The 23,005-nt window shown below is 55.9% G+C and carries 13 protein-coding genes; 3 read left to right on the top strand and 10 right to left on the bottom strand.

All coding sequences use genetic code 11. The features are described from left to right. Nucleotides 1–224 precede the first annotated feature (224 nt). Both LKO31_RS02175 and LKO31_RS02180 read left to right on the top strand, forming a co-directional pair. Nucleotides 225–3,329, top strand: a complete 3,105-nt coding sequence (locus LKO31_RS02175) for a TonB-dependent receptor domain-containing protein (protein ID WP_227688446.1) — start codon at nucleotides 225–227, stop codon at nucleotides 3,327–3,329. A gap of 142 nt (nucleotides 3,330–3,471) precedes the next feature. Then, on the top strand, nucleotides 3,472–6,207 hold the full coding sequence (locus LKO31_RS02180; protein ID WP_227688447.1) for a M14 family zinc carboxypeptidase: 2,736 nt from the start codon (nucleotides 3,472–3,474) through the stop codon (nucleotides 6,205–6,207). Nucleotides 6,208–6,455: 248 nt separating this feature from the next. Here LKO31_RS02180 and LKO31_RS02185 read toward each other — a convergent pair whose 3' ends face one another. The 10 genes from LKO31_RS02185 to LKO31_RS15165 form a co-directional block, all read right to left on the bottom strand. Beyond that, nucleotides 6,456–7,832: an efflux transporter outer membrane subunit gene (locus LKO31_RS02185; protein WP_227688448.1), complete on the bottom strand. Its 1,377-nt coding sequence runs from the start codon at nucleotides 7,830–7,832 to the stop codon at nucleotides 6,456–6,458. Beyond that, nucleotides 7,829–9,019 carry an HlyD family secretion protein gene (locus LKO31_RS02190; RefSeq protein ID WP_227688449.1) on the bottom strand — a complete coding sequence of 397 codons (1,191 nt, stop codon included), beginning with the start codon at nucleotides 9,017–9,019 and terminating at the stop codon, nucleotides 7,829–7,831. Before LKO31_RS02190 ends, LKO31_RS02185 begins: the two co-directional genes overlap by 4 nt. Continuing rightward, the gene (locus LKO31_RS02195; protein WP_227688450.1) at nucleotides 9,016–10,629 is read right to left on the bottom strand and encodes an MFS transporter; all 1,614 of its coding nucleotides are present in this window, start codon (nucleotides 10,627–10,629) and stop codon (nucleotides 9,016–9,018) included. Before LKO31_RS02195 ends, LKO31_RS02190 begins: the two co-directional genes overlap by 4 nt. 364 nt (nucleotides 10,630–10,993) lie before the next feature. Beyond that, nucleotides 10,994–11,272 (bottom strand): hypothetical protein, encoded by a 279-nt coding sequence (locus LKO31_RS02200; RefSeq protein WP_227688451.1) that lies wholly within the window; start codon nucleotides 11,270–11,272, stop codon nucleotides 10,994–10,996. 140 nt (nucleotides 11,273–11,412) lie between these two features. Further along, complete coding sequence (locus LKO31_RS02205) at nucleotides 11,413–12,129, bottom strand: response regulator (protein WP_227688452.1); 717 nt, start codon at nucleotides 12,127–12,129, stop codon at nucleotides 11,413–11,415. Then, nucleotides 12,126–14,813: a DUF4118 domain-containing protein gene (locus LKO31_RS02210; RefSeq protein WP_227688453.1), complete on the bottom strand. Its 2,688-nt coding sequence runs from the start codon at nucleotides 14,811–14,813 to the stop codon at nucleotides 12,126–12,128. The genes LKO31_RS02205 and LKO31_RS02210 overlap by 4 nt, the downstream gene beginning before the upstream one ends. After that, a complete protein-coding gene (gene kdpC / locus LKO31_RS02215) occupies nucleotides 14,810–15,400 on the bottom strand; it encodes a potassium-transporting ATPase subunit KdpC (protein ID WP_227688454.1) in 591 nt (196 codons plus the stop codon). The genes LKO31_RS02210 and kdpC overlap by 4 nt, the downstream gene beginning before the upstream one ends. 10 nt (nucleotides 15,401–15,410) lie before the next feature. Continuing rightward, on the bottom strand, nucleotides 15,411–17,456 hold the full coding sequence (gene kdpB, locus LKO31_RS02220) for a potassium-transporting ATPase subunit KdpB (protein WP_227688455.1): 2,046 nt from the start codon (nucleotides 17,454–17,456) through the stop codon (nucleotides 15,411–15,413). A gap of 11 nt (nucleotides 17,457–17,467) precedes the next feature. Next, entirely contained in the window at nucleotides 17,468–19,171 is a 1,704-nt protein-coding gene (kdpA, locus tag LKO31_RS02225) for a potassium-transporting ATPase subunit KdpA (protein ID WP_227688456.1), read from the bottom strand. 12 nt (nucleotides 19,172–19,183) lie between these two features. Next, complete coding sequence (locus LKO31_RS15165; protein ID WP_407699236.1) at nucleotides 19,184–19,279, bottom strand: potassium-transporting ATPase subunit F; 96 nt, start codon at nucleotides 19,277–19,279, stop codon at nucleotides 19,184–19,186. 598 nt (nucleotides 19,280–19,877) lie between these two features. Between LKO31_RS15165 and LKO31_RS02235 the strand changes: the two genes are divergently transcribed. Further along, nucleotides 19,878–22,817 carry a TonB-dependent receptor domain-containing protein gene (locus tag LKO31_RS02235; protein ID WP_227688457.1) on the top strand — a complete coding sequence of 980 codons (2,940 nt, stop codon included), beginning with the start codon at nucleotides 19,878–19,880 and terminating at the stop codon, nucleotides 22,815–22,817. Nucleotides 22,818–23,005: the final 188 nt, after the last annotated feature.

The following is a 23,005-nucleotide window of genomic DNA, read 5'->3' on the forward strand; positions in this document are numbered from 1 at the left end:
AATTTCCAGCGGGAGAGATCTGTACCGATTGTGATCGGGGGCGCTTACGCGCGTGGCGGGCACCACGTGTCGATCACACATAGATCTGCAAATCATAATCTTAACACAAACGGTTCTTGCTGCGGGCAGGCATGACACGCGTCTGAACGCTGTCAGGGCATTTGGCTCGAACAAGAGCGCCCTGTCGAAATGCAGAGCCGTAAAGTTACAACTAGGGGGGGTACATGAAAAATCTGTTCACGTCGGGTGGTTCAACTTTCGCGATCGCAACGGCGGCGGTCCTATTTGCGCAGGCGTCGCCTGCCTTGGCGCAAAGCGGTGATATCGCCGCACAGACCAGCAATCAGGAATCCTCTCTGGATAGCGATACATATAATGACACGGTGAACGAGATCGTCGTCGTCGGCTCCCAGATTAAGGGCACCAAAACGACTGGCGCCGTTCCCGTCTCGGTTGTTGGGGCAACCGAAATCGCATCGCTTGGTGCGGTTTCCAGTAACGATCTTTTTCGCGCCATCCCACAGGCTGGCGCTGTAACCTTTACCGGCCTTCCGTCCGGCGGTGGTCAGAATGCGGCACGCGGCGACATTTCGACGGTCAGCCTGCGCGGCATGGGTCTTGGCACCACACTCAGCCTGATCAACGGACGCCGTCTGGTTCAGCATCCAACCACAGTGAACGTCGATGGTGCGCCGCAAATCGGCTTTAACGTCAACGCGATACCCATTGGCGGCATTGAGCGCGTTGAGGTTCTGCGTGATGGTGCAGCAGCCCTTTATGGTTCAGACGCCATTGCCGGCGTTGTGAACACCGTGCTGCAGTCGGACTTGCAAGGCGGGTCGGTGGACCTGCAGCATGGCTTTGCGCAAGGCACCAAGCTGAAGGAAACGACCTTCAACGGCAGCTATGGCTCCAGCTTTGGTGGCGGGCGCGGCCATGTGTCGATGATGGGCACATTTTACGCACGAAGCGCACAACTCTATACCGACCTGCCCTACACCGCGACGCAAGATCTGCGCGACATGATCGACGACCCCAGCTTTGCTGGCCATACTGGGTTTGATGGCCGACAACAGGCATCGGCTTGGGGGCAATTTATTATTCCGAGCATGGCGGGCTTTAATGGCCCTGTTACCGTGAACGGCCAAGCCGTGACCAGCGGTGGCGGTGTTTTCAGCGTGGTGCCATGTACCAATGGCGGATCGCTGGTTGAGTCCGGCTATAGCGGTGTTTGCTATCGCAATGGCGCCCATGGTGCGGCGGATCGCAACGTGCGTCAGGATATACCCGGCACCTTCCCCAACGCGACGTCCATCGCCAGCACGCGCCGCGCCAATTTCTTCCTTTTCTCGAAATATGAACTGAGCGACAAGGTCGAACTTTTCTCGGAAGCTAGCTATTATTACGCGAAAACGCGCCAGCTTGATCAAAATGCGCAAATTGTCCAAACCTTCCCGATCACCGTTGCGGCGGACGCCTATTGGAACCCCTTTGGTCCGGTAGGTTCGCCTAACCGCTTGCCGGGTCTGAACATCCCCGGCGAAGGCCTGCCAGTTACCATCACCTCTTACGCGCCGGTTGAAACGGGTCCGCGCCGCGTGGACGTGCGCAATGATCAGTTCCGCTTGCTCCTTGGTTTGCGCGGCGATTTGGGCGCATGGAATTGGGAAAGTGCTGCCGTCTATTCAGAAGCGAAGGTTCGCGACACGTCAGACGCGATCAGCAACACTTTTTTCCAAGCCGCGGTTAACCGCACAACAGCAGACGCCTATAACCCATTTAACGGCGGCGACCCACTGAATCCATCGACGCAGGATAGCACGCTCAGCGACGCAGCGACCGTAAATTCCTTCATGATGAAGGGCGTGCGCATGAACAAAACCTCGCTCGCTATGGCCGACCTGAAACTGTCGAACGCGCGGCTGCTGTCGATATGGGGCGGCGATATCGGTATCGCTTTGGGCACCGAAATCCGCCGAGAAACCTATTCGGATGATCGTGACGACCATCAAGACGGCACCATCACCTTCGTCGATAGCGTGACGGGCAATGCCTATGGCACTGATTTTGCCATGAGCAGCCCGCGTCCCGACGTATCGGGCAGCCGCACCATTTTTTCGGCTTATGGTGAACTCGCAATCCCACTGGTCAGCCAGGATATGAACATCCCGCTGGTTCGCACCTTGGACGTTCAGCTGGCGGGCCGTTTCGAACATTATAATGACCTGGGCAGCGTCGCGAAGCCAAAGATCGCCGCGGCATGGGACCTTGTGAACGGCGTGCGCGTCCGTGGTTCTTATTCGGGCGGTTTCCGCGCGCCAACGCTTGAGGCCATGCATATTCCGGCATCCGGCCTGACCAGCAACGGCAATATGGACTATATCCGCTGCGAAGCGGATTTGCGCGCTGGCCGTATTACCAGTTGGTCAAAGTGCGACCAGCGCTTCAGCGCGGGTTCGACCACGGCGGGCAACAAGAATCTGAAGCCAGAAAATTCAAATTCATACTCGGTTGGCATCGTCCTAGAGCCAAAGTTCATTCCATCGCATCTTGGCCGCCTCACCCTCACTTTTGACCGCTTCTGGATTTCCATGAGCAATGTCGTCAGCTCGCTCGATCGTCCAACATTGTTGGCGCTCGACTATCTGGCTCGGGTTAATGGCGGTTCAACGGATAGCGTTGTGCGCGCGCCCGTAACGCAGGATGATATCAACTTTTTCGCAGGCACTGGCATTGACCCCGCCGGTATCTTTCTGCGCGCCGACACCAATTATCAAAATCTGTTGCCGCTTGAAATTGAAGGCATGGATTTCAGCATCAGCTATGCCTCGCCATCGACCAGCATTGGCCGCTTCAATTTCAACGCGAGCGCCAATAAAATGATCCGCTATGAACAGCAACCGCTGGCGGCGCAGCAGATTTTGATCGATGCGCAAAAGGCAGGCACCATCAACGATGGTTTTGTCGCGGCGACGGGCACAGGCAATCTCGTTGGCCTTGGCACTCGTCCGAAATGGCGCGGTACGGCATCGCTGAATTGGTCGCTCGACAATTGGTCGGCGGGTGCATTTGTTCAATATACGGACGCGGTGTTCGTTACCTCGATCATCAATGCCGCGGGTGATATGTACCGCGTCAAGAGCCACATCAGCGCCAATTTAAATGCCAGCTATACGTTCAAATCTGGTCCCTTGGAAAATGCACGCTTCACCATTGGTGCGCGTAATATTTTCGACAAGGATCCGCCGCTTGCCAATGGTGGCTATCTCGGCGGCCTGTATCAGGCCCAAGGCCGCTATTTGTACAGCAGCATCGGCTATAAATTTTAAATCACAAAAATAGCGAGGGTCAGCGGCAGGGACGCCGCCGACCCTAGAAATTGAAATGGGGAGCAATGCCGTGAAAAAAATACTCACAATCCTGATGGCAGCCAGTGCCATCACACCAATGTTCGCGCTGCATGCGCAACCAATGGACCCAGACTTTGCCAAATCGGTCAAGGAATGGACAACCCGCCCTGAATTCAGCAGCCCGCTGGTCGACCACCTGCCGCTGTCGGATACCATCCCGTCACCCAAGCAGGTTCTGGGCAACCATATCGGTGTGCCCAACAAGCTGCACAGCCAAGAGCAGATCATCGACTATTTTCGCCGTCTGGCCGCCGCAGCGCCGGACCGTGTTCGCATCGTCGAAATCGGCAAGACCTATGAAGGCCGCGACAATATTGTCGTTCTATTCTCCAACGCAGAGAATATGGCCAAGCTCGACACCCACAAGCGGAACCACAATCTGCTGGCCGACCCGCGCAAGATTAACGATGAACAAGCCAAGCAGATCATCGCTGAAACCAAGCCATTTTATTTCCTGAGCGCCGGTCTCCACAGCTCTGAAACTGGTCCGCCCGAAATGACGATGGAGCTGGCCTACCGCTTGTTGACCGAAGATTCGGACATGATCCGCAAGATCCGCGACAATTTGATCGTCGCGATCAACCCCGTTCTCGAAGGCGATGGCCGCTCGCGTTATGTTGATTGGTATCACCAAAGCTTGAAAGACGAGACCAACGATCTCGATAAGCCAGGTGGCCCACCATATTGGGGCAAATATATCTATCACGACAATAATCGTGACATGAACTTCTCGGACGTGAACGCGCGTCAATTGCTGGCATTCTATCTGGATTGGAAGCTGCCGATCATGCACGAACTGCATGAATCGGTGCCATTCCTTTATACCTATAGCGGCCAAGCCCCGCAGAATCCGGAATTGGATCCGATCCTTTACGGCGAACTGCCATTTTATGCGAATTATGAAATGTCGCAGCTGACCAAATATGGCATGCCAGGCGTGTGGACGCACGGTTTTGTCGATGCTTGGTCGCCCGGCTATGTCGCCTTTATGGCATCGAACCATAATGGCATGCTGCGCATGTATGAAACCTATGGCAATGGCGGTGCCACCACCATGTTACGCCGTGTCGATGGCGGCGTGGCAGCGAATAATGCGCGCGGCGGCAACCATCTAAAGCGTGACTGGTTCCGTCCAAACCCACCATATCGCGAAGTGATGTGGTCGATCCGCAACAACACCAACTATATGCAGACGGGTGTTCTGACGGCGCTGGATTTGGCGGCAACCCATAATCACACGATCCTTGAGAATTTCTATAAGAAGAGCAAAAATGCGATTGAGCGCGTCAAGCGTGACGGCCCCGTTGCTTATGTGATCCCAGCGGGTCAAAAGGACCAAAGCCGCGTCAAATTTGTGGTCGATCAACTCTTGCTGCAAGGCGTCGAAGTCGGTCAGGCCAATGCAGCCATTCGGCTTGGCGACAAAAGCTTCCCCGCAGGCTCGCTGATCGTCAAGCTCGACCAACCCTATGGCCCGCTTGCCAAGACGTTGATGCGCATCCAAGACAATTATCCGGATGAAAAGCTGTTCACTTATGATGACGCAGCGTGGACCATCGGCCTGATGACCCACACCGACGTGGTCGAAGTGACCGACAAGGCCGCACTTGGCGTCACGACAACGCCAGTGACCAACTTTACCCTGCGCGGCTCGATCAGCAACGCTGGTCCGGGTGGCTATATCGTCCTCGACAATGGGTCGGTCAATCTGGCGGTGCTGCGCTATCGCTTGAAGGACACCAACGTCCGCATCGTGGAACAAGGCTTCAAGCTCGGCAAAACGGACGTTCCCGCAGGCTCGTTCATTGTTCCGGCCAATGCCCGCTCGGCGCTGGCACCGGCTGTCGTCGAGCTGGGCCTGACGGCCATTGCCGCACCCGCCAATCTGGGTGCCAGCACGCATGAAGTGGCCATTCCACGCACCGCGGTGTTCAGCACTTGGGGTTCGACTGAAAAGGTTGGCTGGCTGCGCTATGCCTTTGATCAATATGAAACGCCTTATGACCTGATTTACAAAGAACAGGTGCGCGGCGGCAATCTTCGCGACAAATATGACGTGATCATTCTGCCGAACCAAGGCCGCACGGCGCGGGATATTGTGTTCGATATTCCGATGAAGGGTAAACCGCTTCCCTATAAAAAGAATGACCAGTTCAAATCCCTGGGCATGTATGGGGAATCCGACGACATCCGTGGCGGCATGGGCACCGAGGGGCTCAGCGAATTGCGCAAGTTCGTCGAACAAGGCGGCACGCTGATCACCACGGGCAATGCCAGCGAAGTTCCCGCTGCCTTTGGTCTGGTGGACGATGTTACCGCTGCGCCAGCACCGGGCGACAGCTATGCTCCGGGTCCGATCGTCAAGGCGAAGTTCCTGCAACCGCTCAGCCCCATTTTCTATGGCTATAACACCGCCGATACGGTCTCGGTCCGCTGGGCAACCAACACCCTGCTGAACGTCCGTCCGGCTGTGAAGGGCAAGGTATTGATGGAGTTCCCCGGCGGAAAGTCATCGATCCTCAGCGGTTTTATGCGCAATGCGGACCAGATCCAGAACCAGCCCGCGATCATCAACAGCGAATTGGGCGAAGGCCGCGTCTTGATGTTCGCAACCAACCCGATCTGGCGTTGGCAGACGCTGGGTGAATATCGCATGCTCTATAATGCGATGCTCAACTGGAAATCGCTGGGCGGCTTGACCGGCCAGTCGCCAGTCAAGCCAGCCGTTGCACCAGCCCCTGATGCACTGCCGGAATTTGACGATGGCACCAAGGGCAAGAGCGCCCGCACCAACTAAGCGAAATTCGGGGCTAACAGTGATGTTGGCCCCGACTTTTTCACCCCGCTGCACGCTTAAATGACGGGTGGAACATCAGGGCCCAGCTTGGGCACTATGGCTTATCCCAGCACGCACGAGACGTCGCCTTTGGCCTAAGCTGGTTGCCACAGAAACCTGCCAGCGATCAGAAAATATCGCCAAAAGTGGCCCGTCTCTGGCCCAGCCTCCTCTGCTCCGCTCTCTCGTTTAGCGATGCGCTCTAGGGCCTATAGCTCTGGCAATTGCACCGTACCGCCCAAGGCTTGATACAATGCGACATAAGCGTTCAAACGATCCGCCTGTAACTGCAACAAGGCGAGATCAACCGACAATAAAGCCCGCTGCGCATCCACCTGCTCCAGATAGGGGGAATATCCGGCGCGATAGCGGTTGGTCGCATGCCGCAGCACATCCGCCACCGCTGCCTGCTGTGCTTCCAATGCCTGAGATTGGGCGTGTAGTCGGTCGATATTCGATAGCTGATCCTCAACTTCGCGAAAAGCCGTCAACACTGTACGGCGATAGGCAAAAGCGGCTTGATCGCGCTGGGCCGTCGCAGCGTCGAACTGGCCCGTCAATCGTCCGCGTTGGAACAAAGGCGCCAAGATGCTGCCCCCCACCGACCAGATGGTTACCGGATCTTGTAACGCGGAACTGATCACCGCCCCCGCAGACGCAGCCAAGCGCAATTGCGGCAGGAAATTGGCCCGCGCCACGCGTAAATTTGCATCTGTGGCGGCCAGATTATATTCGGCCTGTGATATATCGGGACGACGTCTTACCAATTCCGACGGCAGGACATGGGGCACCAATGGCCTCTTCAGCGCAGAAAAGCCTGCTCCGCGAACAATTGCCGTTGGGTTTTGCCCCGTAAGCAATGATAGCGCATGCTCTTGGCGGGCGATCAACGCCTCAACAGCGGGAATTTGCTGCTCCGTCGCGCGATACTCGGCTTCGGCTTGCCGCAATTCTAATTGAGACGTGTAACCAGCTTCGGCTCGGTCACGGGCGATGCGTAGGGCCTCCCTGCGCGACACGACAGTTTGCGCGAGCAATTCGCGCCGTGCGTCTAACGCCAGCAGGGTGATATAGCCGCTAGCCGTCGCGCTCGTTACCGCCAAGGTCGCAGCGCGCCCAGCGGCTTGCGTCGCGGCGACATTCGCCGATGCCGCGCCAATTTGCGAGGAAATCCTGCCGAATAAATCGACTTCATAGGCAGCCTGAAATAGGGGCTGCACGCTGGCGCTTTCATTGGCCACGCCAAATGCATTGAGCATGCGCGCATCGCTCGCGCCTACATTGCCATTAAGCGATGGAAATAATTGCGAACGCGCGACCTTTTCCTGCGCGCGCGCTTCCGCAACCCTTGCTGCCGCAATCGCCAAATCCAAATTCTGCGCCTGCGCGGCTGCAACCAAGATGGACAATTGCGGGTCACCAAAGCCATTCCACCACGCACTCTCGGTCGCTCCACTGGCAGGATAGGCTTCCTTCCATTGGGCTGGTGCCTCGCTTATGCTCATCGGTGGACGCGGGCCAATTGTCGGCGCACAAGCTGCCAGCGCCCCAGCCGACAGTGCCACCACAAAGCTGCCGCTTTTCATCGGCCTTCGCCCGTATAGACGGTGGCCACAACCGACATCCCAGGCCCCAATCTATCGGCTAATTTCTGCCCATCATTTATCCGGATGCGCACGGCAATACGTTGGGGAACCTTGACAAAATTCCCAGATCCAGTGTCTGGCTTGATGACGCTAAATTCACTTCCCGCAGCCGGAGAAATATTCTCTACGGTTCCAGACAATTCCGCCCCGCCCAACGCATCAATGCGCAGGCGCGCGCGTTGGCCCGTACGGATTTCGCCGGTTTGCGCCTCTTTGTAATTGGCAACCACCCAGTGGCGATCCGGCACCAGATACATTAACTGCGTGCCCGCATTCACCAATTGTCCCACGCGCACCGACACTTCACTCAGCCGTCCATCACGTGGTGCCCTGATAATCGTGCGGTCCAAATCAATGGCGGCCAATCCCCGCGACGCCTTGGCATTGGCGACGCCCGCTTCCAATCCGGAACGTCCAACACTTACCGACCGAACTTGTTCTAGAGCAATCAGTCGCTGCGCTTCGGCTTGCCGAACCGATGCTTCGGCTTGGCGCAGCGCGGCGAGCGTTTGATCACGTTCGCGTAGGGACACAGAACCCTCGTCGACCAATTCCGTCACGCGGCGCATATCGGCTTGCGCCCGCTGCAACTGCGCGCGCGCATTGGCAATGGCCGCATCTTGCAATTGAACTTGGGCCTCGGCCGATCGCTGACTTTGCGCACTATTGCTCAGGCTCGCGTCCTGCGCGGAAATATTGGCATCGGCTTGCGCCACACGCTGCTTGTAAATGCTGTCGTCAATGCGCGCCAAAATCTGCCCTGCTTTCACATCCGCAAAATCTTGTACCAACACCTCGGTCACATAACCGCCCACTTGGGGTGAAATAACCGTGGTCTGGCCGCGCACATAAGCATTGTCTGTGGTCTGGCTGTTCATATGGAACGGCGGGAGGCCCCATGCATAAAGAATAGCCAATGCGCCCAGCAATATCACAAGGCCGTAAAAGGCTATGCGGGGGCGCGACCGTTCCGGCCGCCAGCCGCTACCATCACCCTCGGCGCTTTCCGTGCTCTCGGTGCCGTCACGGCCTTCCTCGGCCTCATGGGCAGCGATGCTTTGTGCATCATCCGATTTTGCGATGTTCGTTTCCGGCTGGTCTTGATCCAGCTTTTTTTGCTCTGTCATTGCTGTGCAGCCCGCATTTTTTGTAGCGCCTCCAATTCCTTTGCCAAAGGAATATGCCCTTTCCGACGATCAGAAGCCCAGCGCGTGAATAAAATCAGAAACGCTATGGATGCTATGGACCCAATAACGAAAAATACGTCATTAAACGCCAAAATTGCCGCTTCCCGTCCGACTTCTTGTATCAATTGACCAGCCGCCGTTGCGTTCCGCAAAACAGGGTCGGTCATCCTTTGGGTCAAACTATTGGCGATGCCACTGATCGCAGCGCTCACTTCCGGATCGCCATTGGAGATCGAGGTACCCAGCGTCATCAAATGCACTTTTGTCCGCCACGTATGAAAAGCGGAAAGGGCCGCGACGCCAGCCAAACCGCCCAACGTCTGGGACAAGCTGAACAAGGCCACAAAGCTGACCAAATAAGATGGTCCCTTGGACAAGGCTCTGAACATCCCTTCCATCATCATCGGGGCCATCGAATATACCGCAGCAAAGGCCAATAAGGATTGTGACAAATAAAGGTTCGCGGGCCGTGTGAGCAATCCAGAGTCGGTATCCAGAAATGCTCCAATCGCGATCAACACCAGGCATATGAGAATGGGTTTGCGCAGGTCGGTCGGGTTAATTGTAACAACCGCCAAAATCGCGCCAGCCAAGGTCGCGACTGTCAGCACGCTATAATAAGTAACCAGTTGATCATTCACCATGCCAACCGCGCTGAGCAGCCCTGTTGCGCCAAAATTTTGCTCGGCTGTCAACACGCGCACCATCGCCCCCGTCAGCGCAAATCGAACCAAGTCGCCGCTGGTCATCCAACGGGTGTGCAGCATCGGGTTTTGCCGATTATGCTCAATCAAAAACGCCGCGCCAATCAAGACCACCGATGCCGCCAATGCGCCGCCAAGCCATGGCGTCGACCACCATTGAATGCGGCCCTGCACCAGAAATGCACATAGCAGCCCCATCCCTGTCGCAAGCAAAGGAAAGCTTAACAAATCCAGCTTTTCAAAGGATTTAATAATCTCCCCTTTGGGCAGCGTTAAAATATTTACCAAGCCCACGGCGACCAGCGATAGGGCAAATTGAAAAAGGAATAAGTTGCTGATGTTCCCATCAAATAAGAACATTGGCGATATAGCGCGCGCCAGCAAGGTGGCGACTTGGGTTAAACCAATGCCAATTAAGAACCCGCCAATGCGGGCCTCGGGAGGCATGCCCTGCATCAGGTAAAATATCGCCAAAGTACTCAGCCCGCTCGCCGCGATACCGGATATGCCACGGGCGATCAGTTCCAGCCTGTAGCCCATATCAAATAGCTGCACGAAATTCGCCAGCAGCAACGCAATCATCACCGCGCGCACAAAACGCTGAATGCCAAATTGCTGCCGAGATTTATACAGCAAGATGCTCATGCATATGTTGGTCATATTATAGGCGACCGTCACCCAGCCTGCATCAACGCTCGTGAGGCCCAAATGCCCTTGCAATGTCGTCAAATTGGCCAGCAACAAGCCGTTTTGAAACCCGCCAACGATGCAGATATAAAGCCCGATCAATAAATAGGCGATCTTACGAAGCTTCGGATGGTCTGGCGATGCCGGAGAACCAGGCATGAAGGGGCGCTCATGCGGCTTAAACACATATTCCTGGCGGCGCCCCGATGAGGATTTATTTTTGGCCATTCCAGCTATTTGGATACCACTCGCACTTCACGCAGATATGACAGAAAGACGCCGTCCGACTCACCGCAGATTGAAGCGGAATGTAATTCGATACGAGCCTCGCTACTAGGGTAATTGTGGTCGCCCCCAGATGTCCTCGTCCGGATCACAATAAGCAAAGCTATTGCCGTTGCCCGCTCCCTTTTCGCCGCCGAGGGTCGACAGCCCCTCCGTCAGGGCAAATGACAGCCGCTAAACCAAGCGTAAAACTGCCAGTTTAGAGGGCATCCTATCAAAACAAGCTATACCTCATCCTTCATCCTTGATCCTTATACCGGTCCGCCTTTTGCCATCGCTGGGAAACTTGCACGGTGTCCCACAATTTCGGACCGACAATCACAAGCGCACTTCCGACGCTCCCACACCAAAACGTCACCGCCGCGAGAAACATCATCACGGCGCTTGCTTCATGGGCCGATGTGCTATGCGCAATCGCATGAAGATGGCTGACGGCCAGCATGGCCAATCCGACGAGTATCGCGCCAGCTAGGCGTAAACACATATTCGCCGCTTGTGTTTCATGCCATTTCATCATCCAAGCCTCCAACTTCGTCGAAGGCTATTCAACTATGCAGAGGGACGTAGGAAAGCCAGATGACCGAAAGGCGTACGGCATTGTCTTAGCATAGGATCGGCATTATTTCCGGCGGTCATCACCGCGACCACAAGCGCCGGCTATATCTCTTCGCCATGGGAATCGACGGGGCCAAGACGCAGGCGATACCCAATCCCAAGTTCATTGCTGATCAGCTGGGGATGCTGCGGGTCAGTCTCCAGCTTTTGGCGTAGCGTGCGAATGAGAACACGCAGATATTCGACATGATGCTCATGCTCGTGCGGCCATACCTCGTTCATCATCTGCTTGTGCGTGATCACCCGTCCCGGAAAACGGGCCAGCTCGACCAGCACCTTATATTCCTTGGGCGTCAGATGAATTTCTTTGCCGCTTTTCGTCACCCTTCGCGCGGCCATATCCAGTATGACGTCCCCCAATGTCACAACCAAATTTCCGCCATCGCGCGTCAATCTATTGCGCACGGCGACCCGCATTCGTGCCAGAAGCTCATCCGTATCGAACGGTTTGGTCAGATAATCATCGGCGCCCAAATCCAGCGCAGCGACTTTTTCATCCGTCGCATCACGCGCCGACACCACAATCAACGTGGTTTGCGACTGTTGTTTGAATATCGGCACCAATTCCAGCCCATCCCGATCTGGCAAACCCAAATCCAGCAAGATGATATCGGGCCGTTCGCCGCGCAGCAGCGCGGCCGCCTCCCTCGCATTGCCCGCTTCGACTATCGCATAATCAGCGCGTTCCAAGGCGGCCCGCAACAAGCGGCGGATTTGCGGTTCGTCATCGACGATCAACACTTTATGGCGCGATTTCATAACAATTTCTCGTTCATCAGCTCTCCGACGATCAGCGCGGATGGGATGTGAATGGAAAATTGCGCGCCATGCGGGTCATCATGATTTCCAGCTTCAACGCTCAAGCCCATCGCTTCGGCAAAACCCTTCACAATAGCAAGGCCAAGACCGGTCCCATGCTTGGCCCGATCATTTCCATCAATCCGTGTAAATGCTTCAAACACGCGTTTTTCATCGCCAATCGCGATCCCCGGCCCTTGATCGATCACCGACAAAATTATGCCGTCAGCCGTCCGATTGGCCCGTATGATAATAGGCGTTCCAGCATCAGCATAGCGCCCAGCATTATCCAGCAAATTGATAAGACAATGATGGAGCAGGATCGGATCAAGCCGCACAAAAGGCAATGCGGACGGAATATCGATTAAGATTTCATGGCCAGTTAGCGACGCGCGGCAATCATGGGCCGCACTGGCGGCGGCGTCGAACAATTCCGTCGCCTCTGCCCGCATGGGAAGCGCCCCCGCCTCTACCCGCACCATATCCAGCAGATTGGAAACGAAACGATTCAGGCGCAATGCCTCTGCCTCAATCGTTCCGGCAAAGGCTTGGGCACCAGCCACGCCATCAAAGGGACCGCGCCGAATGGCCTGCGCCGCCGACAATATCATGGTCAGCGGGGTCCGCAGATCGTGGCTGACGGATGACAGCAAAGCAGCCCGCAGCCGATCGCGTTCTTCGACATGGCGTGCATGCAGCGCGGCTTCCTCCAACCGCATGCGGTCCAGCGCAATGGCCGCCTGATCTAGCAAACTCATCAGCAGCGGAAGCTGATCGGACCGTATCGGGTCCAACGCATCGTTGCGGCTGATGCCCAACACGCCGATCACACACCCCGTCGTGGCCAACGGGTGAAACAACCATTCAGATGACGTCAACGTAGACGATCCGCGCCCAGCGGGCAGCCCATTATCAATCGCCCATTGGGCTGCGGCCCGCTCAATCGGTTCCAGCACATCATCGGGAGGAACAGCGGCACGCAATGTCGGCCCGTCCGCCGACGGCAGCAAGAACACCGCACGCACGTCCAACAATCGGCCCACTTCGAAGCAAATCGCCTGCATCAAGCCGTCCTGATCGGGCGCGGCAGTCAACTGGCGTGAGAAACTCGCCAGCGCAGCATTTTGGCGTGCGCTTTTTTGGGCGAGATTGGCTTGTTCGCGCGCACGGGCGGCGAACTGGCTGGTGACAATCGCAACCCCCAGCAAAACAAAGATGCTAATGATATTTTCGGGGTTGTTGACGGTCAGCGAGCCTGTGGGCGGCAGGAAAACAAAATTATAGGCCAGACTGGACATAAACCCAGCAAAAAGCCCAGCACGCAGGCCAAAGCTGGCCGCCGCCGCCATCACCGGAATCAGAAACAACAGCGATATATTATGAAGATCAATAAGCTCGATCAGCAAGCGACCTAGGATCGCCATGGCCGCGACCATCACGAACGACCAGATATAATGGGATCGCTTGCCCCAACTTCCAACCAAAAGCGAAGAACGGTTGTGGTCCGCCTGTTTGGGGCTGTCGCTGGGCACAACATGAACCGCAACATCGCCGTTGGCCCGTACCACTTGATCGACAATCGAGCCGTGCAGCATCGTAAACCACCACGGTCGGCGTGATTTGCCCATCACAATCTGGGTGGCGCGCGCATCTTGCGCAAAGAGGCGCAAACCGTCGATGACTGTGGCAGCAGGCACGGTCGCGGTCGAAGCCCCCAGCCGCGACGCTAGCGCCAAGGTGTCAGATAGCTGTTGCCGGTCCATGTCGGACAGGTTCAGGCTGCGCCGCGTTTCAATATGCACCGCGGTCCATGGTGCCTTCAGCGCATCGGCCAGCCTTTTCGCCGCGCGGACAAACTCGACCGCTGCGGGCAATTCGCTGACCGCCACAATGATCCGCTCACCCACCGCGAAATTGCCCGCCAAAGCATGGCTGCGGACATGTTCTAGCATTTGCGCGTCCACGGCTTGCGCCGCGCGCCGCAAAGCAAGTTCCCGTAGGGCGGTCAGATTAGATTTCGAGAAAAAATGCGCAAGGGCACGCGACGCTTCTTGCGGGATATAGACCTTGCCATCGCGCAATCGCTCGATCAGTTCGTCAGGCGGCAGATCGACGACCTCGAGTTCGGCATTTTCCAAGACGGAATCCGGTACTGTTTCACGCACCCGAATGTGGGTGATCGATGCCACCACATCATTCAGGCTTTCGACATGCTGAATATTCAGTGTGGAATAAACATCAATGCCAGCATCCAACAGTTCTTCGACATCCTGATAGCGTTTCGGATGGCGGCTGCCCGGTGCATTGCTATGCGCAAGTTCGTCGACCAGCACCAGCGCGGGGTGACGCTGTAAGATGGCATCGACGTCCATCTCGCTATATCGCACGCCCTGATGATCACTCACGCGCCGTTTGATGATGTCATGGCCGTTAACAATGGCCTCAGTATCCCGCCGCCCATGCGTTTCCACGATGCCAACCACCACATCCACGCCAGCTTCGCGCCGATGGTGCCCGTCCATCAACATTTCCCAAGTCTTGCCAACACCGGGGGCCGCGCCAAGAAATATCTTGAGACGCCCACGGCCCTCCTGCGCCGCTAGACGCAGAAAGGCTTCAGGAGATGGTCTGTCGCTATAGGTCACGCCGCAGGTTTATCGCCAAAATGATCAAGACGTCTATTGAGGATGAAGATATTCACCCGTGCTTCGCCCAGAAACCCCAATAAGGGGCGCTCAATGGCCTGTTCCACCAAGGTTCGGACAGATGCCGGATCAAGCGCACGCGCCCGTGCCACCCGATCCACTTGATAAAAAGCCGCCTCGGGGCTGATATGCGGGTCGAGCCCCGAGGCAGAGGTCATCACCAGATCAGGCGGGACGTTAAGCCCTGGTGAGGTTTCGGAAAATTTGGCGACATCGCCCTGCACACGGTCCGCCAGCGCCTGTGATGTCGGGCCTAGGTTGGAACCCGACGACGCCATGCCATCATATCCATCCCCAGCCGCCGACGGTCGGCTGTTGAAATATCGATCAGACGTAAAAGCTTGGCCGACCACCGTGGACCCAACAACAATGCCTTTGTCGCGCACAAGGCTGCCGTTCGCCTGATGGGGAAAGAATATTTGCGCAGCCCCCGTGATGGCGAGTGGATAAGCAAGCCCAAGCAGCACAGCAAAAAAAAGCGTCATAACCAGCGCGGGGCGCAGCGATGTAATGAGATCTTTGTTCATAATATCATCCTCAGACCAAAGCGATGCTCGTGATGGCCAAATCGATCAGCTTGATCCCAATGAAAGGTGCAATCAGGCCGCCAAGGCCATAAATCAGGATATTGCGACCCAGCAGTTGCCCCGCCCCCATGGCGCGATAGGTCACCCCCCGCAGAGCAAGCGGCACCAACAGCAAGATGATCAGCGCATTGAAAATAATCGCCGACAAAATGGCGCTTTCGGGACTGGCCAGCCCCATGATGTTGAGCACACCCAATTGGGGGTAAAGCGTCACAAACATCGCGGGAATGATGGCAAAATATTTGGCCACATCATTGGCCACCGAAAAGGTAGTTAACGCCCCCCTCGTCATCAACAATTGTTTCCCAATGCCGACAATTTCGATCAATTTGGTGGGATCGCTATCAAGGTCCACCATATTGCCCGCTTCCCGGGCCGCCTGTGTCCCCGTGTTCATCGCGACCCCAACATCGGCCTGCGCCAGCGCGGGCGCATCATTGGTGCCGTCACCGCACATCGCCACCAAGCGTCCGCCCGCTTGTTCTTTGCGGATCAAGTCCAGCTTGTCCTCTGGCGTTGCTTGGGCCAAGAAATCATCGACCCCAGCCTCTGCCGCAATCGCCGCTGCGGTCAGCGGGTTATCACCCGTAATCATCACGGTGCGGATGCCCATGGCGCGCAATTCCCCGAACCGCTCGCGAATGCCCGCCTTGACGATATCTTTCAAAAAGATCGCGCCCAGCAATTGACCATCTTTGGCCACGGCCAATGGCGTTCCACCAGCGCGCGCGATTTCATCGGTGATACGGCGCAATTCCGTCGCGGTTGCGGTTTCCGCCACAGCCGGATTGGCCCGCAGGATGGAATCGACCGCTCCCTTTTGAATGGTATGACGGCCATAGCTTATGCCGGAAATACGGGTCTGAGCCGTAAAGCCGATAATCTGTGCATCGGCGGGAACCTCGGCGGTCTGGCCAAAAATTTCCCGCGCCAGCAGCACAATCGAGCGTCCTTCCGGCGTTTCATCGGCTAGGCTGGCCAGCAGCGCAGCATGGGCCAATTGCTCCGCCGAATGGCCGCCCACGGCGCGAAATTCGGTCGCCTGCCTGTCGCCGATGGTGATGGTGCCAGTTTTATCCAGCAACAAAACATCAATGTCACCGGCAGCCTCCACCGCGCGGCCTGATTTGGCGAGCACGTTAAAGCGCACCAAACGGTCCATGCCTGCAATGCCGATGGCCGACAACAGCGCCGCAATGGTCGTTGGAATCAAGGTGATCAACAGCGCCGCAAGGATCGTCACCGGTATGGAACCACCCGCATAGGATGCAAAGGCCGGTATCGAACCAACCGCAATCAAAAAGATGATCGTCAGGCCCACCAACAGCAAAGTCAGCGCGATTTCATTGGGTGTCTTTTGCCGTTCGGCCCCTTCCACCAAGGCGATCATTCGGTCGATAAAGCCTTGGCCTGGCCCCGCTGTCACGCGGATCCTAATTTCATCGGATATCACCCGCGTCCCTGCCGTCACCGCCGAGCGATCGCCGCCTGCCTCGCGGATCACAGGCGCGCTTTCGCCGGTGATGGCGGCTTCATTCACTGTTGCCACACCCGCCACCACTTCGCCATCCGCTGGGATCAGGTCCCCCGTCTGGACCAGCAGCATGTCGCCCAATTTCAGGGCACTAGCGGGCATATTTTCCCAAATCAGGCTATCACCCTGCAAGCGTTTCGCCGTGAGTTCAGCCTTGGCAGCGCGCAAAGACGCCGCCTGTGCTTTGCCGCGCCCTTCGGCCAGCGCCTCTGCCATGGTGCCGAAAAACACCGTCAACCACAGCCAGAGAATGAGTTGCAGCTTAAATCCAGTGGAAAGCCCATCCTGCCCAATCACCAACAGGATCGTCAGAAGCGCCGCGATGACCGCCGTGGTGAACATCACCGGATTTCGGATCAATGCACGCGGGTGTAATTTCCGAAATGCGCCGCCAAGGGCAGGAATCATCAGATCAGCGGAAAATAAAGACGTGTTGGCAGAAGCTTGTGCGGTCTTAGCCATATACAATATCCTTAGAAAAGCTGGCCATGGACCATCGCGAAATGGTCCGCGATCGGGCCAAGGGCGAGACTGGGCAGGAATGTCAGGCCGCCGACAATCAAAATGATGCCGATCAAAAGCGCGGTCCAAATGGGGCCTGTTGTGGGAAAGCTGCCCGCCGTTTCTGGCGTATATTTTTTCGCAGCCAGTCCGCCCGCAATCGCCAACATCGGGATGATCACGAAAAAGCGACCAATCCACATCCCGATGCCCAACAACCCATTATAAAATGGCGTGTTGGCAGACAGGCCTGCAAAGGCGGAACCATTATTCGCAACCGCACTGGTAAAGGCGTATAATATCTCGGAAAATCCATGGGGTCCGTGGTTCAGCGGCCCCGCAAGGCCTGCTTCGGTCACGGATGCAATGGCCGTAAAACTCAGGATAGTTAAAGGCAGGACCGCAATTGCAAGAACCGCCAGTTTCACTTCTCGTGCTTCAATTTTCTTTCCGACATATTCCGGCGTGCGGCCCACCATCAATCCGGCCACAAAGATGGCGAGAATGGCGAACAGCAAGAATCCATAAATACCCGCGCCAACGCCGCCGATCACCACTTCGCCAAGCTGCATATTGAACAAAGGGATCAGGCCGCCAAGCGCCGTGAAACTGTCGTGCATGGCATTCACCGCGCCGCAGGAGGCCGCCGTGGTCACCACTGCATAAAGTGCGGATTGCGCTATGCCAAAGCGGGTTTCTTTGCCCTCCATATTGCCGCCCATCGCCCCCAAATGATGGAGCACAGGATTGCCAGCGGCTTCTTGCCAATAGGTGATGGTCACACCCACCAGAAAAATGGTGATCATCGCCGCCAAAATGGCCCAGCCTTGCCGCGTGTTGCCAACGGCTTTGCCGAACGTCCATGTCAAACCGGCACCCACCACCAAGATCGACAGCATCTGCACCAAATTGGTCAGCGCCGTTGGATTTTCAAAAGGATGCGCGCTGTTGACGTTGAAAAATCCCCCGCCATTGGTGCCCAGCAATTTGATCGCTTCTTGCGATGCCACGGGGCCAAGCGCCAATATTTGCTTCGCGCCTTCCAAGGTGGTCACATCAACCGACGCGGCAAGGGTTTGCGGAACCCCGCTCGCGACATAGAAAATCGCAATGACAACGCACATCGGCAACAGCAGATAGAGCGTCACCCGCGTCATATCCGCCCAATAATTGCCAAGCGTCTTGGCCTCCCGCCGCGCAAAACCACGAAACAGCGCGAAAGCGAGCGAAATGCCGGTCGCCGCCGAGAGGAAATTTTGGATGGTCAGCCCCAACATTTGGCTAAGGTTCGACAGTGTCGACTCCCCGCCATAGCTTTGCCAATTGGTATTGGCGGCAAAGCTGATCGCCGTGTTAAAGGCAAGATCCGCGCTCGGCCCATCATAGCCCAAGGGATTGAGCGGCAATCCGCCTTGCAACCGCAGCACCGCATAGGTGAACAGCAACAGCATGCTATTAAATATCAACATATGAACGGCGTAACGCCGCCATCCTTGCTCCTCTGCCGGATCAATGCCGGACAGGCGGTAAAAGCCCGCCTCCACCGGACCGAGTATGCGGTGGAGCGGCGTGCGCCTCCCTTCATAAAGCGCAAAGAGCCACAGCCCCATGGGCTTTGCAAGCAGCAGCAAAAGGCTGGTGAATATGGCTATCAACAGCCATCCCTGAATGGTCATCACAGCCTTCCCCTAAAATCGTTCAGGCCGTGCAAGCACCGCCACAAGATACAGCAAAAGGCCAAGCGCGGTCACGCCCGCGAGCATAAGGTCTAAAGACATAGGCATATATCCTTACGCATCGTCACACAGCCGCGCGTAACCGAGGCTGATGGCCAACAGGGCAAGGATGATGCCGATCCACATCAGATCATGCATGATATTGCTCCAGCTAATCGCTCGCAGCAGGGCGCAGGGAGTCGACAGCAGGACGCTTCAATAAAGGGACGCCGCGTTTAAATTCGAGAGAGCGAAACCATCCTGCGCATAGTATTTGCGTATGAATATCGAAATAGGCGCTGCGATGTGACGGATATTCCCCGCCAACGCCCGTGGCCGTTGGCGAAAATCATGCCGCTCAATATGCTGCGATCATAAACTGGCTTGTGGTCGTGGCTCGTCGCGAACAAGGGTTGAAGGTGCGACGCCACTTAAACGAAAATCAATTTATCCTTTTAAATCAACAAGATTTATATGATTTCAAAGACAACAATGGATGAACAGGCAACTCCAACTGATTTGATCAGTCAAGCGGCACCTTGGTCCCTTTTTATCAAATTCTCTTCTTTGCCTGTCACTATACTGTCACCACCCATCGCGTAGGGGCCCCGCAAGCCAGTCACATCGTCCGCTGACTCGCTTGCAGTTCATAACGGGGGACCATCTAATGCTTTCGAATTTGTTGCGCGTTGCTGTATCTTTACCAGCGATTGCGATCGCAACGGTACCAGCCATTGCGCAGACACAAAATGTCAGCAGCACAGCGCCGATCAGTGCTGGCGCGGAACCAAGCGACCTGATTGTCGTCACGGGATCGCGTATTGCGCGCGCAGATTTGGTCAACCCTATGCCGGTCAGCGTGGTGGAAATGGATGAAGCTTTGCGCTTCAATAACAATGACCTCTACAGCGTTTTGCAACAAAATCCCGCTTTGGGTTTTGGTGGGACCAGCCTAAGCAGCAACCCATCGGGTTGGGATTCTGGCGCACGTTTCGTCAATCTGCGCAACCTCGGCACCAACCGTTCGCTGACTTTGATTGATGGCAAGCGCCGTGTTTCCGGTTCCACCCGATCATCTGCGGTGGATATTGGCACCATTCCGCTGGGTATGATCGAGCGCGTCGAAATTATCACGGGCGGCGCCGCCGCCGTTTATGGCGCCGATGCGGTAACCGGCGCGGTCAATATCATCACCAAGAAAAATATTGACGAAACCACCCTTTCCATCACCGGAGGACTTTCCGAGCGCGGTGACGCTGGTCAGGGGCAAGCATCCATTTCAACCGGATTTAAATTCGCCGAAGAACGCGGCCGTGTGACCTTGGGCGCGACCTATTCGCGGACAAATTCCCTTTATATGTATGATCGCTATAATTGGCAAAATCAGCCGATCTTGCTTCCCAATTTGGCGAATACGGGCACGTCCGACGGTATCCCCGATCGCATTCATGTGTGGAATTATCGTCAACATTATTATGCTTATGAACCCAATTTCTGGCTGGGAACGGTCAACGGCCAAGTCATCAACAAGCGGTTCATGCTGGAAGACGGCGGCACCGTGCGCCCCATGGTCCACGATGTTTATATGGACAAGGCCCCCGCTCAATTTGCATTGGGCAGCGGCGGTGACGGACGCAATCTGACGGACATGAACCAATTGCGCGGCGCAGAAGAAGCCATTTCAGCGATGGGTCGGGCTGAATTTGATCTGACCGACCATGTCACTTGGGCCGGATATTTCAGCTACTCACGTAACAATTATAATGGTGCGGGGACCTATTATCGTGACGACACCCGTACCAGCTTCATGGGCGTCGGAAGTGCCAAAGCCTATCTAGACAACCCATTTTTGCCAGATTCCATTCGCGATGTGATGAATGAATATGGCCTCACATCGCTGAATATCGACCGCACCTATGGCAATTTCCCCGTGCGGGATCAGCGCCACAAGCGTGAAACCATCACGCTGGGCACCGAAATAAACGGCAAGCTGACGGATGCCATCAATTGGAGCGCCTTTTATCAATATGGTCGTTTCAAAGACCATGCGATTGAAGGCAATGTGCCGATTAAATCGCGCTGGTTGGCGGCGCGCGATGTCATAACGGGGCCCAATGGCTTGCCTGTTTGCCGCGACGAAGCAGCGCGGGCCGCTGGTTGTATTCCACTCAATATTTTCAGCACCATCGCACCCAGCAAAGAATTGCGGGACTATGTGCTGGGTGATCGCGACGAATATCGCACTGTCACCCAGCAATCCGCCGGCGCGGTCATCAATGGCTCGCTGGTGAATATGCCCGCAGGAGCCGTGAAATTCGCCCTGGGTGTGGAATATCGCAAAGATACGCTGAAGAATGAAGACGACCCATTGGCCCTGTCCGGCGAGCTGGTTTATGGTGGCGGACCAAGCGCCCGCTCGCAGCTTGATGTCAAAGCCGATGTGAAGGAAGTGTTTGCCGAATTGGTCGTGCCCTTGTTTGCGGACCGGTCATTTGCGCGGCGCATGGATTTGGAATTGGCCTATCGCCATTCCGATTACAGCACCGTTGGCGGCACGGATGCTTGGAAAGCAGGTTTGATTTACGAACCATTTGATGGGTTTATGATCCGCGGTGTTCGTTCCAGAAGCGTACGCACGCCAAATTTCGGCGAATTATATGAACCCATGGTGACCAGCACCACCACGGGGTCCATCTCTGATCCTTGTGAAGCAGGTGACATCAGCAAATCCCCCACCCGTGCCGCCAATTGCCTTGCATTGGGTGTAACGACGCCGCTACCCGACATTAAGACGGGACCGCATATCACCACAGGCGGCAATCCCAATTTGCGGCCGGAAACATCGAACAGCCTGACACTGGGTGTGGTTTGGCAACCGCGTTTCTTGCCCAATTTCGATCTAACCGTCGATTTTTGGGATATTAAGATCAAGGATTATATCCACCAGCTGAGCTATACCCAAATCCTCAATCTATGTGTCGACTTGCCAACCATCGACAATCAATATTGCCGCGCGGTCGGCCGCAATCAAACACCGGATGTTCCGACGGAACAGCATGGCATTGTTTTGCCAGCCGGTGCCCCGCTCTATGTCAATGCGCAGCAGGGCAATATTTCGGCCATGAAAGCGCGCGGAATTGATGTTGGGATAAATTACCGCGTGGATGTTGGCCCAGGCCGCCTTGGCCTGAAATTTGCGGGCACCTATTTGCTTGATCATATCTTTGAAACCACGCCTGGGGCTCCGGCTGGCGACATTTTTTATGACGGCCAATATAATTATCCGAAATGGCGCGGGAATTTGACGACCAGCTATGACCTCGGCCATGTCGGAATTGCGTTAAACACGCGATATCAAAGCGGCGGCAAAGGCGACAATATGGCGTCGCCGGAACAATATGATAATAATGATGTTCCATCGCGCACCTATTTCGATTTGTCGGCACGCTATGGCTTTGGCAACCACACACTCAACGCCAGCGTGACCAATCTGACCAATCAAATGCCGCCTTATATGGCCTTTGGTGAGCCAGGCATTTACGCCGCCAGTTCGGTCTATGATGTGATTGGCCGGTCATACAGCCTGTCCTATTCGCTGAAATTTTAACCGCATGCAAAGGCTGTCGTTTCCATGTGCCGCAGCACTGGGAATGACAGCCTTTGCCTCACCCTATGCTGTCCGCACAGCGGCCTGCCCAGCGCAGACAGCACAGATTCAGCCGCCAAACGGCGCAAAACCACTTTCACCATCCCCGTCCCTCTCTCCCCCCCTGCTGGACCAGCAGCCCTTTGCCG

The sequence above is a fragment of the Sphingopyxis yananensis genome (genome assembly GCF_020687785.1).
GTDB classification, from domain to species: Bacteria; Pseudomonadota; Alphaproteobacteria; order Sphingomonadales; family Sphingomonadaceae; genus Sphingopyxis; species Sphingopyxis yananensis.